We start from the raw sequence: 14,571 nt of genomic DNA, 5'->3' as shown, positions 1-14,571 counted from the left end.
GTTATAAACTCCCGGCCAGTATAGGAAAATTAAGTCATAAAGACCAGATAAGCCAGACCATGCAACCGTCAGATAAACCGAGCAATAAGACCAGTGACCGTTCTGCCCAGCGGCGCTTCAGTGCCCATTTGCCACAACAATGGCAGAGCCGGGTATTTGCACATCAGCCTTTGGCGCAACTCGATCAGCTTTTCTCAATTTCAGAGCTGCAGCAATGGCCTGATTGTGACTGGCTGAACAGAGATTCCGGACTGGAATATCAGTTTGTGGCTCAGGATGAACTGGATATGGGGGAGACAGGTTATGAAGAATTTATTCACCGTTACCGACAAATCCCGACTCGCACACAAAACTGGCATGATCTGTTTAATGCGCTGATCTGGAGGCAGTTTCCTCAGGCAAAGACAGCGCTGAACCAGCTCCATATGCAGGATATTGAACGCTTTGGCGCCAAAAGTCGCACGCCGAGGCGGGACAGGATCACTCATTTCGATGAATGCGGTGTGATACTGGCCTACAGCAACAGCGATATTGCGCAAATGCTCCGTAATCATCGGTGGCAGCAGGCTCTGTATGACAACCGGGATTGCTGGGGGCAAAGCATACAGGCGTTTATTTTTGGTCATGCCAATTATGAGATGTTACTGCATCCTTATATCGGGTTGACCGGAAAATGGCTGGGTATCGAAGTGACTGCAGCGTTCTTTGAGTCAACAACCTCATTGCCAGCACGATTACAGGCGCTGGATACCGCCCTGCACAACAGGTTGATTAATCAGGATTGCCTGGCACAAAAAGGTCATTTGCATCCATTGCCATTACTGGGCATACCCGGCTGGTGGGAGCAAAACCAGCAGCCTGAATTTTATCTTAATACGGACTATTTTATGCCAAAGCGGGGGCAGCGATAATTATATCGCCGCGGCCAGCGTCCATATGCCCCATACTATCCCATAGGGCAGTGCAGCAATTAACCAGGTGGTATTGGACTTGATTTGCGTCCACTGGCTGATACCGGCAGCCAGCAGGTAAATGGTCCAGAAACTTTCGACTCTGACACTTTGCAGTAAACTGAACCAGTCAGAACTCATGGGAACATCCAGCCAGTAGGCCAGTGAGGTGACATTCAGCGATTCGGGCGGCAACTGATTGGTCGAACTCAGTGAAATCACCAACAGACTCAGAGCCGCGCCAATGATATTCGGCATGTTGACCCACCAGGTCATGCCGTACCAGTCACCAAAGCTGTGTACCTGCTCCGGATCCATCCGGGTGATCAGGTTCAGGTATAGTGCCAGCACGGCATTGACGATGATCATGCCGAGCGCTGCAAACATCAGGGTCAGGGCAATCATGTTTTCTCTGGTCATGCCGCTTCTGGCCGCGTCCTGTTCTGCCGGACTGACATTAGCCATGGTCTGGTTGATAATCAGCTCCTGATACCAATCCATATCCACGCTGGAAAAATACGCATAGGCGGGCAATATGCTGATGACCACCAGCAGCACAAAGGGTACCCAGGACCAGTTATTGGCTGTTGCCAGACGGGCAAATACCGGATTAGGACGAATGAGTACGTCCAGACAAGCCTGCAATGGATTCGTAATCTCGCGCATTTAAACTCCTTGTTCATGTAATTGGCACATTGTTACAAATTTTGTTTGAAAAAACCCGCATTAAGAAGGTAGTTTGAGCGTGAGAAACCAAGGGAAACAATAATAATGATAGAAATACACGGACTGGCGAAGAAATTTGCCGTGGCGAATCCGAAAAAGCTCAGCGAGCAGGAAAAGCAGGATCCCAGACTCAAGGGCCGTTTCTTTCACTCAGTGGAAGATGTGAGTTTCAGTTGTGATGCCGGTCAGGTACTGGGCTTGTTGGGCCCCAATGGTGCCGGTAAAACCACTACCTTAAGAATGCTCTCCACGGCAATAAAGCCAAGTGCGGGTACGCTGATGATCAAAGGTGTGGACGTACTGGCAAACCCCATTCAGGCTCGCCGTAAACTGGGTTTCTTATCCGGCTCAACCGGATTATATGGTCGTCTCAGCGGGCGTGAAAATATTAGCTATTTCGGTCGTCTGCATGGGGTCAGCGAAGAGACCATTCGCCAGCGTATCGATGACCTGGCCAATTTGCTGGACATGCACAGTTTCCTCGACCGCAGATGTGAAGGTTACTCCACCGGCATGAAACAGAAAGTCTCCATCGCCAGAGCCGTGATCCATCAACCGCAAGCGGTGATCCTGGATGAGCCCACCACAGGTCTGGATATTATGGCCACTCAGACAGTACTGAATTTTATTCGTGGTCTTAAGCAACAGGGCATACCGGTCATTTTCTCTACTCATCACCTGGATGAAGTGGATGAGCTGTGTGACAGGGTGACAGTGATTGATAAAGGCCATACCCGCTTTAATGGCAGCCTGGAGCAATTCAAAGCGCTTTCGAGCGGATCAATGCACGAATCCTTTATGGCAACACTGACAGAACAGGGAGCGCAGTGATATGTGGCTGGTATTTCGAAAAGAGTTGATGGAGTTGCTGCGGGATCGTAAGACCCTGTTTTTTATGATTGCCATGCCTATTTTACTGTTCCCGCTGATTATCGGCGTGGTGGGATTTTTTACCAGTAAAGCCATGGATGAGGCCCAGACCAAAGTCCTGAAATACAGTATTGTTGGTGGTCAGTATGCGCCGCAAATTGCCGACGCCTTGCGCCAGAGTGATGAATTTACTCTGGTCGATTCCATCGCAGAAGATGAACTGGCCGGGGCAATCCGTGCAGAGACCCTGGATTTTGCGCTGAATATTCCTGACAACTATTCCCAGCCGTTGCTTGAAGGTGGCCAGGCCAGGATTCAGTTAACCCTTAATGATGCCGGACTGAATATGATTCAGCAGCGGCTGAATAAGATTATCGATCAGGAAACAGAACGTAAACGCAAGCAGGCCTTCTCAGAGCTTACACTGAGTGAAGATCAACAAAGTGCCTTGCTTGAACCTGTAGTGGTCGACAAACAGGATGTGGCCGATAAAAGGGAAAACTGGGGCGAGAAAGTCGGTGGCCTGGTGCCTTACCTGTTGTTTATTCTGTGCCTGCAGGGGGCCATGTATCCGGCCACTGATATGGGTGCTGGTGAAAAAGAGCGTGGCACGCTGGAGACTTTACTGATTTCACCCATTGAGCGCCACCATCTGGTGCTGGGCAAGTTCTTTACCATTGCTCTGGCCGGTGTGACCTCAGCGCTGATCACCGTTGCCAGTATGGCTATCTGGGGGCTGGTGCTGGGGCAGGGCATGGCCATTACTTTTGTCAGCGACTTTATGGCGTCTATTGGTGCGATTGATTTTGTACTGATGTTCCTGATGTTGATCCCCATCGCGGCGATTTTTGCCTCTTTGTTGCTGAGCCTGTCGGTCTATGCGCGCAGCTTTAAAGAAGCACAAAGTTATATGGGGGCGGTGGTGTTTGTGGTGATTATGCCGATTATTCTGGCTACCTTGCCCGGTGTGGACCTTGATGGTGGCTGGGCCTGGGTGCCGATTACCAATGTGGCGCTGGCGATTAAAGAGCTGATTAAGGGCACCATGGACTACTATGCCCTGATTGCCATTTTTGCCTCAACAGTGGTCATCGCCGGGGCCTTTATCGCTTTCAGTATTTTCTGGTTTAACCGCGAGAAAGTGCTGTTCCGGTGAGGAGGGGACGAATGATGAGTGATGAGTTTGTGAAGTGGTATGCACCCAGACCAGGTCTGTCATTCAGCATTCATAATTCATCACTCATCATTAAACTAAAGCCTGGTTTTCCATCTCTGGTGGGAAACATGGCTTTTGAGTAACTCAATGCACTCATCCACGACATTGAGCATTTCCTGATCCAGCATATCTTCCTCACTGGTGCTGGCGATGCCGTGGCTGATCAGGTGATCGATTTTTTCCGGGGTCACATCCAGCAGCAGATTGATCACAGACTGGATGACAATGTTGGTAACGGCATTTTCGAGCATTTTCTCGATACCACTGCCTACCACCGGCACCATTTTCAGGGTCGAGACCTGTGGGTTGTTTCTTACCGCCCGGCCAACACTTTGTTTAACATGTTCGCGCAAGGTACTGCCTGCCTGCATATCTTCAATACTGTGTCCGGAATGCACCGCCAGCGAAGCCAGCCAGTTGCAGACAACGGGTTTACGTGCCGCCAGTACCTGGGTGGTGATTTCTTCCAGCAGCGGCGAGCCCCGTCTGAGATCTTCCTGGGCATCGGTGAGCACTTTGGCCACGATACGGTCGCTGAGCTCCTCCACAAACACATCATAGTAAAAGGCCACAAAACGATAGGGGGCGCTTTGCCTGATATCGATGATTTTATATTTCTGCAGCCGGTAAATAATTGAGAAAACGCGCAGGAAACGCAAAAAGCGGGCGCCGCCAACGGGAATGCAGCCGACCAAATCGTACCAGTGAATAAAAGGGTAGAAGTACCAACGCAGATAATCTTTGTTCTTAACGGCTATTGCCCAGCGCAGAAAAAACTCGCTCAGAAAGATGGCCACAAACACCAGGTCGATAAGGATAAAATTGGCGTGAACGGGCTTGTACCATTCCAGTAATGCCGGTGACAGCTGGTTAAGATTCTGGCGAATCAGATCCGTGGCATACAATGAATCGAACAGGAGCAATGTGAGGTTAAGAACCAGCAACCCCAGCATAAAAAAGTCCAGCACGATCCAGGGGCCCTGATGACTGTCTTTTAAATGTTTAAGGCTGAAGTTAAGCATGTATTGTAGGTCGGGCTTTAGCCCGACATTGTTGTATCCATTTTGCGCATCCTATCTCAACTGAAAATAATCCAGCACAGACAGTCGGTCTGAAGACCGACCTACACTATTATATTCTTGTCACATCCACATAGATTTTCAGTTTCTGGCCGGGTTGCAGGTATTTACTGCGCTTTAGCTGATTCCAGCGCTCAATATCATTGATGCGCACATTGAATTTACCGGCAATACGGGCCAGGGAGTCGCCGTTACGGACGGTATAGGTCAATGAGCGCATCACGGCGGAATCTGATTGCTCGGGTGAGACTTTATTCACCCAGATTACCAGGTTCTGACCCGGCATCAGCGGGTCGGTGGGCGCCATGCCATTCCACTTGGCCAGACTGCGCAGATTAACCTTATATTTGCGGCTGATGTCCCACAGGTTGTCACCTGAGATCACCGTATGACTGAGTTTATGAGAGGCGCGCTGTTGCGACTGAGTTTGTGCCAGGCGTTGTCCCTCAGACAGACTGTAACTTTCCAGGGATTTCAGTGCCACCGGCACTAACAGATGATCGCCCGCGCGGATCATATTGCCACTAAGCTCATTGACCTGACGTATTACGTCCACTTCGGTATGGTACTGCTTGGCCAGCTTTAACAGGCTGTCACCGGATTTTACTTTATGTCTTACCCAATTCAGGCGCTTGGAATCATCAATTTCTTTCAGTGCAAGCACAAATTCTTCTGCTTTTTCTATTGGCAACAGCAATTCGTGATCACCTTTGGGATCGGTAGCCCAGCGGTTATAACCGGGATTCAGGGCGTGCAGTTCTTTCAGGCTGAGTCCGGCCAGCTCTGCAGCCAGCGCTAAATCGATCTGTGAGCCGACATTAACCAGTGTGGTAACCGGCTGGTTCTCAATTGGCAGCCACTTGGCATTGAACTGCTCGGCATTTTTCAGAATATTGGCCAGTGCCAGCAGTTTAGGTACATAGGCACGGGTTTCGCGAGGCAGCTCCAGTGACCAGAAGTCGGTGGGTTTATTCAGCCTCTTGTTCTTGCGAATGGCAGAGCGTACTCGTCCCTCACCACTGTTATAGGCGGCCAGCGCATGCAACCAGTCACCATCAAAAAATCTGTGCAGATATTGCAGGTAGGCCATTGCCGCCCGGGTTGAAGCCATCACATCGCGGCGACCGTCATACCACCAGTTCTGGCGCAGGCCAAAGCGTTTGCCGGTTTCCGGAATAAACTGCCACATGCCCGCAGCACGGCCATGTGAATAAGCAAAGGGGTCAAACGCACTTTCCACTATGGGCAATAAGACCAGCTCCATAGGCATCTGCTGTTTTTCGATCTCTTCCACAATCAGATATAAAAAGGGAGCGGCCCGTTTACTGACCCTGTCCATATATTCGGGGTGTTTGAGATACCAGTTCTGCTGCGCGGTGATGCGTCTGTCATCGGGTACCTCAAAATTAAACTGCTGGCGAATGCGCATCCACAGATTGGTAACTTCCTGCACCTCTTCCGGCTGCTCGCTGATCTCCGGCTTAGGCTCTATGGGGGTGGCAATGTCTTCTACCGGATGGGTAATCGGAATCGTACCGTCCTGGGCATTGGCACAGGTGTCGGCATCATGCTCTTTTGCATCACAGCCTTTAATGACACTGGCGGCCACTTCCAGCTCATTGTCCAGTTGTTGTTCTGTGGTGCTCATTTCCTGCGTTGCCATACAGGCCGACAGGCCCAGAACAGGAAGGAATAAAAACAGTTTTTTCATATGCGCCCGGCTACTTTAACTTTTTGTTTTATCGTTATATGTTGGTAAACCTTGTACTGCAATTGAGGCAAACAGGGCATCCCACACAAGGTGATTTGCTAAGCAGTTTATCACTTTATGCCTGTTGTCGCTGACAAACCTCATGAGTATTGTATCGGCTAGAAGTTGTCTTTCCAGCGTCTTATTTCAGCAAAAACCTGCTGTGCATTGCTTAGTGTTTTATCGCTATGTTGTGACACGTTTCTGGCAATCCCGTCAACCTGTGATCGCAAAAAAGGATTGATGCGCTTTTCCAGGCCCAGATTGCCAGGCAGGGTCGGGCGATGCTGCTGTCGTTGCTGCTGCGCCCATTGCTGGTGTTGTTGCCGTGCGCTGTTGTCAGGCTCAACCGCTGCAGCAAACTCAAGGTTGGCCAGAGTGTATTCATGGGCACAATACACGGCGGTATCATCCGGCAGTTGCGCGAGTTTTTGCAATGAATCATACATCTGCTGCGCCGTACCTTCGAACAAACGGCCGCAGCCTGCGCTGAACAGTGTATCGCCGCAAAACAGCCCAACGTGCTGATTATAAAATGCAATATGATCCAGGGTGTGACCGGGCACTTCGAGCACCTCAAAGCTCTCTGCCAGACCCTGCGGGCTGCAACTATCGCCTTCACGCAGAGAATGAGTAATCTGCGGGATGTTGTCAGATACCGGGCCGAACACATTGATATCCCGGTGGTGTTTTAGCAGGCCATCCAGTCCGTCGGTATGGTCCCAGTGGTGATGGGTGATCAGAATATCTGTAAGTGTCAGACTGCGCTGGTTCAGAAAATCCATCACCGGCGCCGCATCACCCGGATCCACCACAGTGCAACGATTTTCTTCAATCAGACACCAGATATAATTATCTTTAAAGGCTGAAACAGGCAATACTTCAATCATGGCTTTCCCCCAAACAATGCACTACAGGCAGATTTTGCTGCCAGCTACTGGTACTTTTAACGGATTACCGGCAAGCTGGAGCCTCTGATAGTATACAAAGCAGCAACGATGACAACAGCACCAGTGATAACAATGACTAAGTTCCGGGTGTTACTCACCCTATGAAACCGGCGCTCATCTCCCGTCAGCCACGCTACCCCGCCAACTGGCAGGCACTTCCCTGTGGGCCGCATATTCGCCAACAGATTGAACAGCTTTTAGCTGAGCCCAGCCGCCACTGGTTTGGTTACCATCTGGTTAAACTCGGTGCATTGAGTGCTACCCTTGAGTTTTCAAACTGTCCGATTAAGCATCAGGTGGGGATCACGCTGAAGCAGGCCCAGGATAGTCTGGTGATGGCTAACTCAAGAGCGTTACCACTGCTCAAGCGCAGCATCGATGCAATGATATTAAGTTTTGAACTGGATTTTGCGCAGGATCCACACCAGATCCTGCGTGAAGCCAATCGGGTAATGATGCCCGACGGCCATCTGGTGTTGATCGGCTACAATCCCTTCAGCCTGGCTGGCCTGGCCAAATACCTGCCGCTGCGCAGAGACAGCCTGTTACACGATGCCCGCTGCTTCTCAGCCATGCGTATTAAAGACTGGCTGCATTTGTTGGGTTTTGAAATTATTCAGGAACATGGGCTGGCACACAGTGAATTGTTGTTTGAACGCGAGCTCAACCCTCAGAGCAAATGGCAACGCTGGGCGTCGAAATATTGCGAGTGCCTGGGCTCGGTATATATTCTGGTGGCAAAAAAACGTGAAATACCCCTGTCGCCACTGAAAATGAAATGGAAGCCCAAAGCTGGCTTTAATCCTGCCGGTGCCGGCCTGCCAACCAGCAGGGTGTCATCCCGCCACTCGTAACACTGGCATAAAAACATTGCCGAAAAGATAAAAATCGCCGATAAATAGCAATCTCTATCAATAAGTTAACGCTGGTACCGGATGATGTTTGGACTCTTTGGCAACAAAACAAGCGAGCAGGATCTACAAAAGATAAAGTCGCTGGGGCAGGATAATCAGCACCTGCAACAGCGTATCGCCGAACTGGAACAGCAACTGGCCGAAGTACGCCAGTCCACCACAGAACACCAACAGAACCTGAACGGCAGTAAACAGATCAGCGATATCTGGCTTACCGGGCAAAGCCACGTTCAGGGTGTCCGCGATGCCCTGCATACCACCGCCGATACTTTGGCCCATGAAAAAGAGCGTCTGGCGGGCCATGAACAGCTTTTCGCCGACTCTGCCGAAATACTGGATGACACGGTTTCTGGTCTTAACCAGATTGATGATATTGCTGAGCGCGGCGTTAATCACGCCACTGAATTGTCTACCCTGGCAGGCAACATCAGCAATTTTGTGGTGGTGATCAATTCGATTGCCGAACAAACCAATCTGCTGGCCCTGAATGCAGCTATTGAAGCGGCCCGTGCCGGTGAGAGTGGCCGCGGTTTTGCAGTAGTCGCCGAGGAAGTGCGTAATCTGGCCATGCGTGCCTCTGAGTCCACCAAGGAAATTAATAACCTGGTTGAGAAAATCGAACAGGGTACCCGCACTATCGAAGCCAATATCAACGATGTTTCTCAACAATCCAGAAATCTGGTGGAAAATACCGGCCAGGTGAGAGAAAAAGTCAGCAATGTACTGGAAATGTCCCATTCCATGCGCGAAGTGATCAACAGCACCGCAGAGCAGACCTTTTTGTCGACCACACAACTTGACCACCTGGTGTTTAAAACCCGTGTCTATGATGCGTTGTTGGGCAATGCCCATGTGAATGCCAGCGATTTAAGCGATCATCATCATTGCAACCTCGGCCAGTGGTATCAGGGTGAGGGTGCCAAAAAATATGGCAGTAACAGTGACTTTAAAGCGCTGGACTCAGTGCATCGCAAAGTACACGAGGCGGGCAAAGCGGCACTGGATGAGCGCCGCAACGGTGTCAGCGAAACAACCTTAAACAAGCTAAGGCAGATGGAAGAGGCCAGCGAAGAAGTGATGATGCTGATCGACAGGCTGGCCAACAGCGCCGGCTAAAGGTTGTAGGTCGGAATTTATTCCGACAAGAAAACTCACAGAGATGTACGCTTTTGTCGGACTAAAGTCCGACCTACTTCACCCGAATGCCGTTGTCGGGCATCCAGTGACCTTTGAGAAAGACAACAATAATCACAGCGACACAGAGGCTGATTCTTCAATTCTCAGCGCCTCTGCGAGATCAAATACAGAAAAGCCGGGATCTCGCAGAGACGCAGAGATCGCAAAGAATGCAGAGGTAATAAAATCTTTTTGCCCTCCGTGGCTCTGTACTGAACATCTTTTTTGTCGGACTAAAGTCCGACCTACTTAACCCGCATACCCGGTTGGGCGCCTTCGTGGGGCTCCATAATCCATAAATCTTTACCACCGGGGCCTGCAGCCAATACCATGCCTTCAGATAAACCGAAGCGCATCTTACGGGGGGCCAGGTTGGCCACCATGACCGTAAGTTTGCCTTCCAGGCTGGCCGGGTCATAGGCCGATTTGATACCGGCAAACACCTGGCGGGTTTCACCGCCTAAGTCCAGTTGCAATTTTAACAGTTTATCGGCACCTTCCACATGCTCCGCTTTGGCGATACGGGCGATGCGCAGATCAATTTTGGCGAAATCATCAAAACTAATGGTTTCACCGATAGGGTCACTTGTCAGTGGGCTTTCAGCGGCCGGTTCTCTGTCGGCAGGCTGGCTGTCGGTGGTGGCCTGCAGGTTTTCTTTTGACGCTTCAATCATGGCATTGACCTTGTCGCTGTCTACCCGTTGCATCAGTGCTTTAAAGGGGCTGATTTTATGATTGGTTAACAGGTGCTGGCTGCTGTTCCAGTTAAGCTCATCATTTAAGAAGGCTTCGGATTTTTGGGCCAGCTCGGGCAACACAGGTTTGAGGTATACCATCAGAATACGGAACAGATTAATCCCTAATGAACACACGTCATGGGTATGCTGCTGCTTGTTCTCATCCTTGATGGTGACCCAGGGCGCCTGAGTATCAATATACTGGTTGGCTTTATCCGCCAGCGCCATAATTTCACGAATTGCCCGGTTGTACTGGCGCTTTTCAAAGGCCTGAGCGATACCCTCTGCGGCCTGCTGAAATTCAGTTACCAGTTTGGGCTCGGCCACATTCAGCGACAGGGTGCCGTCGAACTTTTTATTGATAAAACCGGCACAGCGGCTGGCAATATTCACCACCTTGCCGACCAGATCGGAATTGACCTTGGAGATAAAATCATCAAAGTTAAGGTCGATATCCATCACTCCGTCTGACAACTTACTGGCGAAGTAATAGCGAAGATATTCCGGATTCAGATGATCCAGATAGGTGCGGCCCTTGATAAAGGTACCCTTTGACTTGGACATCTTGGCACCGTTGACGGTAACAAAACCATGTACATTGACCCCGGTAGGCTTTCTGAAACCTGCGCCTTCAAGCATGGCGGGCCAGAACAGGCAATGGAAATAGGTGATGTCTTTACCGATAAAATGGTACAGCTCAGCCTCGGAGTCGGCCTTCCAGTACTCATCAAAGTCCAGATTGTGGGTATCGCAATAATTTTTAAAGCTGGCCATATAGCCAACAGGTGCATCCACCCAAACATAGAAGAACTTGCCCGGCGCACCGGGGATCTCAAAGCCGAAATAGGGTGCATCACGGCTGATATCCCACTGCTGCAGGCCTTCGGCAAACCATTCCTGAAGCTTATTGGCCATTTCTTCCTGGATGGCGCCGCTTCTGAGCCAGCCTTTGAGCATCTCTTCAAATTGCGGCAGATCGAAAAAGTAATGCTCTGAGTCTTTCAGTACCGGCGTGGCGCCGGAAACCACCGAGCGCGGGTTAATCACCTCAGTGGGGCTGTAGGTGGCGCTGCACACATCACAGCTGTCGCCGTTCTGGTCTTCTGCACCACAACTGGGGCAGGTGCCTTTAATAAAGCGATCCGGCAAAAACATCTCTTTTTGCGGGTCGTACAGCTGACTGATCACCCGTTTGCTGATATAGCCGGCATCGTCCAGACGCTTGTAAATAAGCTCAGACAGTTCACGGTTTTCCGGTGAGTGGGTGATATAGTAGTTGTCGTAATCCACAAAAAAATCACGCAGATCCTGATGGTGCTCCTGGCGGGTTTGCTCCACCATCTGCTCAGGGCTGATCCCCAGTTCCCGGGCTTTGAGCATGACCGGAGTACCATGGGCGTCATCGGCACAAACGCTGTAGCACTGATGACCACGAAGGCGCTGGAAGCGGGTCCAGATATCAGTTTGAATATGCTCCAGCAAATGGCCAAGATGAATAGAGCCATTGGCATAGGGAAGTGCGCTGGTCACCAGAATTTTGCGTTGCGAGTCTGCCATATCCGCCTTAAGTGTTATCATCATTTAAGAGGCGCAGATGGTACCCAAATCTGGGCCTGAATGCACTATATCTAATAGGAATCCAAGGTGTTTTTTAGTTCCAGTAAAACAAAACCCGCTCATCCCGATATCAACCCGGTGCTGGCGGAATTTTTCAAACTTAAACCTGAGCAGACTGAACGCTGGATAGCGGCGCAAAAAGACGGGGTATTGATTAACCTGCCGTTTGCCTGTGAAAGTCAGCTTGAGCCACTGCGGGAGGCACTGTTAAAAGCCCGGCCCGATATCAAGCTGACCTTAACCCAGAAAACCGCCTTCAGCGGCGATGCCCGGCGTGGCCTGCGTCAGATCCGTAATCTGGTGGCCATTGCCTCGGGCAAGGGCGGAGTGGGTAAATCCACCACCACCATCAATCTGGCGCTGGCGCTTCAGCAGGAAGGGGCCAGGGTAGGGATACTGGATGCGGATATTTACGGGCCTTCGATTCCGATTATGCTCGGCAATCCTGATCAGCAACCGGGCACTGAAGATAATAAACACATGCAGCCACTCGAGGCTCATGGGCTGGTGGCCAACTCCATCGGTTATCTGGTACCGGCCGATGACGCCGCCATCTGGCGCGGGCCAATGGCCAGTAAGGCTCTGCAGCAACTGCTTAATGAAACTCTGTGGCCGGAACTGGATTATTTATTGATCGATATGCCACCGGGTACCGGCGATATTCAGCTGACCCTGGCCCAGCAGGTGCCGGTATCCGGTACAGTGGTGGTCACCACACCGCAGAATATCGCGCTGGCCGATGCGCAAAAAGCCATTGCCATGTTTAATAAGGTGCATGTGCCGGTGCTGGGCGTAATTGAAAATATGAGTTATCACCAATGCTCCCAGTGTGGTTACAAAGAGCATCTGTTTGCACAAGGTGGCGGTGAGCGCATCAGCAAACAGCATCAGGTCAGTTTGCTGGGGCAAATTCCGCTGGATATTCATATCCGCGAATATACTGACCTGGGTAAGTCTCTTATCAGCGAACAGGGTGACAGCCCGATTTCCAGGGCCTACGGCCACGCTGCCAGAGCCTTGGCTAAAGAGCTCTATGTCTCGACTTTAAAGCAGCCCCAGGCTATTGATGTTGCGGTGAGGAGTGAGGAGTGATGAGTGAGGTGAGAGGAGTCAGGAGGTTTCTCCCCTCTGGCATTTTGCACTAATCGGCAAGAGGCCTTTAACCACGAACCACACGAAAAAGCTATTTACCGCTGGGTCGCAGAGATTTGAACCTTTGTTTTCTCCGCGTTCTTCGCGTCTCCGCGGTGCAATGCTTTTCACCACGCTGATAACTGACGTCTGATAACTTTACGCCGGTATATATTGAATACTCAGGCCTGAGCGTGAATAATGAGCACCCTTTACGGACTTCCCCTTAAAGCGATGCAATCGGACCAATCCATGCGTTTATGTGACAAAGATATTAAAACCTGGCTTAAAGACGGCAAGATTCAGATCAGCCCCGCTCCTGAGGAAGATATGATCAGCGGCGTCACCGTGGATATCCGCCTGGGTAACAAATTCCGTGTCTTTGAAGACCATGCCGCACCTTATATTGATCTTTCCGGCCCCAAGGAAGAGATGCAGGCGGCGATGAATTCGGTAATGAGTGACGAAATTGAGCTGCCCGACGGCAAAGCCTTTTTCCTGCACCCCGGCGAACTGGCACTGGCGGTAACGCTGGAATCGGTGACCCTGCCCGGCAATGTGGTGGGCTGGCTGGATGGTCGTTCATCACTGGCTCGGTTGGGGTTGATGGTGCATGTTACTGCTCATCGTATCGACCCGGGCTGGTCCGGTAATATTGTGCTGGAATTTTTCAACAGCGGAAAACTGCCGCTGGCGCTGCGCCCGAAAATGAAAATCGGCGCACTGAGTTTTGAAGTACTGTCGGATTTTGCCGAAAAGCCTTACAACGCCAGAATTGATGCTAAATACAAAGGCCAGGATGGCGCTATTGCCAGCCGTATCAGTGCCGATGACAGGCGTAACTGAGATAGCTCAAAAAATACTGAGAACGCCTGTTCATTGTCAAAGTTTAAATCACCAGTTGATGCGCGGTAACGGGCGTTTTTATCAATGCCTGTTCCCGAGCTTTATATGTTATTTCGTGCGCTAACGCATATAGTCATAACCAGGGAAGTGTTATCCTCTTCATCCTATCCTTAACGGAGAATCTATTGAAACAATCCAGTCAGATAAAAAATACCCTGCATTACATCCCCAGGCAGCCAGAGGAACGACGCCAGAGCGTTGTGAGCCCCCATTGGCCCAAAGCCTTAGTACAACCACCTTATAAAAGCACCCCAACCGGTGATGAGACAGGACTGCGCAGCACTCCGCAGTCCTGAATCACTGGTCAGACAGACTCCCCAAAGCCCATTTCCTTTTGCGATTACCCGTCAGAATGATGAATTAACCGGCAAATTCCCTGCAGTTGATTAAGGAATGGGCAAACAGACCGGTAAATGCCAACTCAGCATTGCAAAGCCCGGTAAAATAAGTACACTATGCAACCTCTTCGGTCGGCGTGTAGCGCAGCTTGGTAGCGCACTGTCATGGGGTGTCAGGGGTCGGAGGTTCAAATCCTCTCACGCCGACCAA

The 14,571-nt window shown here is 50.7% G+C and carries 12 protein-coding genes and 1 tRNA gene; 8 read left to right on the top strand and 5 right to left on the bottom strand.

The genetic code is table 11. The features are described from left to right. The first annotated feature begins 59 nt into the window (after window positions 1-59). The gene (locus tag AT746_RS12065) at window positions 60-911 is read left to right on the top strand and encodes a DUF3025 domain-containing protein (RefSeq protein WP_062480645.1); all 852 of its coding nucleotides are present in this window, start codon (window positions 60-62) and stop codon (window positions 909-911) included. Here AT746_RS12065 and AT746_RS12060 read toward each other — a convergent pair whose 3' ends face one another. Next, window positions 912-1,616, bottom strand: a complete 705-nt coding sequence (locus AT746_RS12060; protein ID WP_062480643.1) for a YIP1 family protein — start codon at window positions 1,614-1,616, stop codon at window positions 912-914. Between the two features lie 105 nt (window positions 1,617-1,721). On the opposite strand from AT746_RS12060, the gene AT746_RS12055 reads away from it, so the two are divergent. Together AT746_RS12055 and AT746_RS12050 are read left to right on the top strand one after the other, a co-directional pair. After that, the gene (locus AT746_RS12055) at window positions 1,722-2,507 is read left to right on the top strand and encodes an ATP-binding cassette domain-containing protein (protein ID WP_062480640.1); all 786 of its coding nucleotides are present in this window, start codon (window positions 1,722-1,724) and stop codon (window positions 2,505-2,507) included. A 1-nt stretch (window position 2,508) separates the two neighbouring features. Further along, complete coding sequence (locus tag AT746_RS12050; RefSeq protein ID WP_062480638.1) at window positions 2,509-3,702, top strand: ABC transporter permease; 1,194 nt, start codon at window positions 2,509-2,511, stop codon at window positions 3,700-3,702. Window positions 3,703-3,797: 95 nt separating this feature from the next. Here AT746_RS12050 and AT746_RS12045 read toward each other — a convergent pair whose 3' ends face one another. The 3 genes from AT746_RS12045 to gloB form a co-directional block, all read right to left on the bottom strand. After that, window positions 3,798-4,784 (bottom strand): hypothetical protein, encoded by a 987-nt coding sequence (locus AT746_RS12045; protein ID WP_062480636.1) that lies wholly within the window; start codon window positions 4,782-4,784, stop codon window positions 3,798-3,800. Between the two features lie 109 nt (window positions 4,785-4,893). Then, window positions 4,894-6,552: a LysM peptidoglycan-binding domain-containing protein gene (locus AT746_RS12040; protein WP_062480634.1), complete on the bottom strand. Its 1,659-nt coding sequence runs from the start codon at window positions 6,550-6,552 to the stop codon at window positions 4,894-4,896. Window positions 6,553-6,710: 158 nt separating this feature from the next. Beyond that, window positions 6,711-7,481 (bottom strand): hydroxyacylglutathione hydrolase, encoded by a 771-nt coding sequence (gene gloB, locus AT746_RS12035; RefSeq protein ID WP_062480632.1) that lies wholly within the window; start codon window positions 7,479-7,481, stop codon window positions 6,711-6,713. Between the two features lie 161 nt (window positions 7,482-7,642). Here gloB and AT746_RS12030 point away from each other — a divergent pair, with 161 nt between their 5' ends. Further along, a complete protein-coding gene (locus AT746_RS12030; protein ID WP_062480630.1) occupies window positions 7,643-8,395 on the top strand; it encodes a class I SAM-dependent methyltransferase in 753 nt (250 codons plus the stop codon). Between the two features lie 81 nt (window positions 8,396-8,476). Next, window positions 8,477-9,571: a methyl-accepting chemotaxis protein gene (locus AT746_RS12025; RefSeq protein ID WP_082633251.1), complete on the top strand. Its 1,095-nt coding sequence runs from the start codon at window positions 8,477-8,479 to the stop codon at window positions 9,569-9,571. A 305-nt stretch (window positions 9,572-9,876) separates the two neighbouring features. Here the strand turns inward: AT746_RS12025 and metG are convergent, their stop codons facing one another. Next, window positions 9,877-11,925, bottom strand: coding sequence for a methionine--tRNA ligase (gene metG / locus AT746_RS12020; RefSeq protein WP_062484180.1), 2,049 nt, complete (start codon window positions 11,923-11,925; stop codon window positions 9,877-9,879). 87 nt (window positions 11,926-12,012) lie between these two features. On the opposite strand from metG, the gene apbC reads away from it, so the two are divergent. The 3 genes from apbC to AT746_RS12005 all read left to right on the top strand — a co-directional run bounded on the left by apbC (window position 12,013) and on the right by AT746_RS12005 (window position 14,570). Further along, complete coding sequence (apbC, locus tag AT746_RS12015; protein ID WP_062480626.1) at window positions 12,013-13,077, top strand: iron-sulfur cluster carrier protein ApbC; 1,065 nt, start codon at window positions 12,013-12,015, stop codon at window positions 13,075-13,077. A gap of 291 nt (window positions 13,078-13,368) precedes the next feature. Then, window positions 13,369-13,962 (top strand): dCTP deaminase, encoded by a 594-nt coding sequence (gene dcd, locus AT746_RS12010; protein ID WP_062480624.1) that lies wholly within the window; start codon window positions 13,369-13,371, stop codon window positions 13,960-13,962. Between the two features lie 531 nt (window positions 13,963-14,493). Continuing rightward, window positions 14,494-14,570, top strand: a tRNA-Pro gene (locus AT746_RS12005). Window position 14,571 lies beyond the last annotated feature (1 nt).

This window comes from Lacimicrobium alkaliphilum, assembly GCF_001466725.1.
In the GTDB taxonomy this organism is placed as follows: domain Bacteria; phylum Pseudomonadota; class Gammaproteobacteria; order Enterobacterales; family Alteromonadaceae; genus Lacimicrobium; species Lacimicrobium alkaliphilum_B.
Note: the sequence above shows the minus strand (reverse complement) of the source record. Positions and strands in the feature narration are given on the sequence as shown.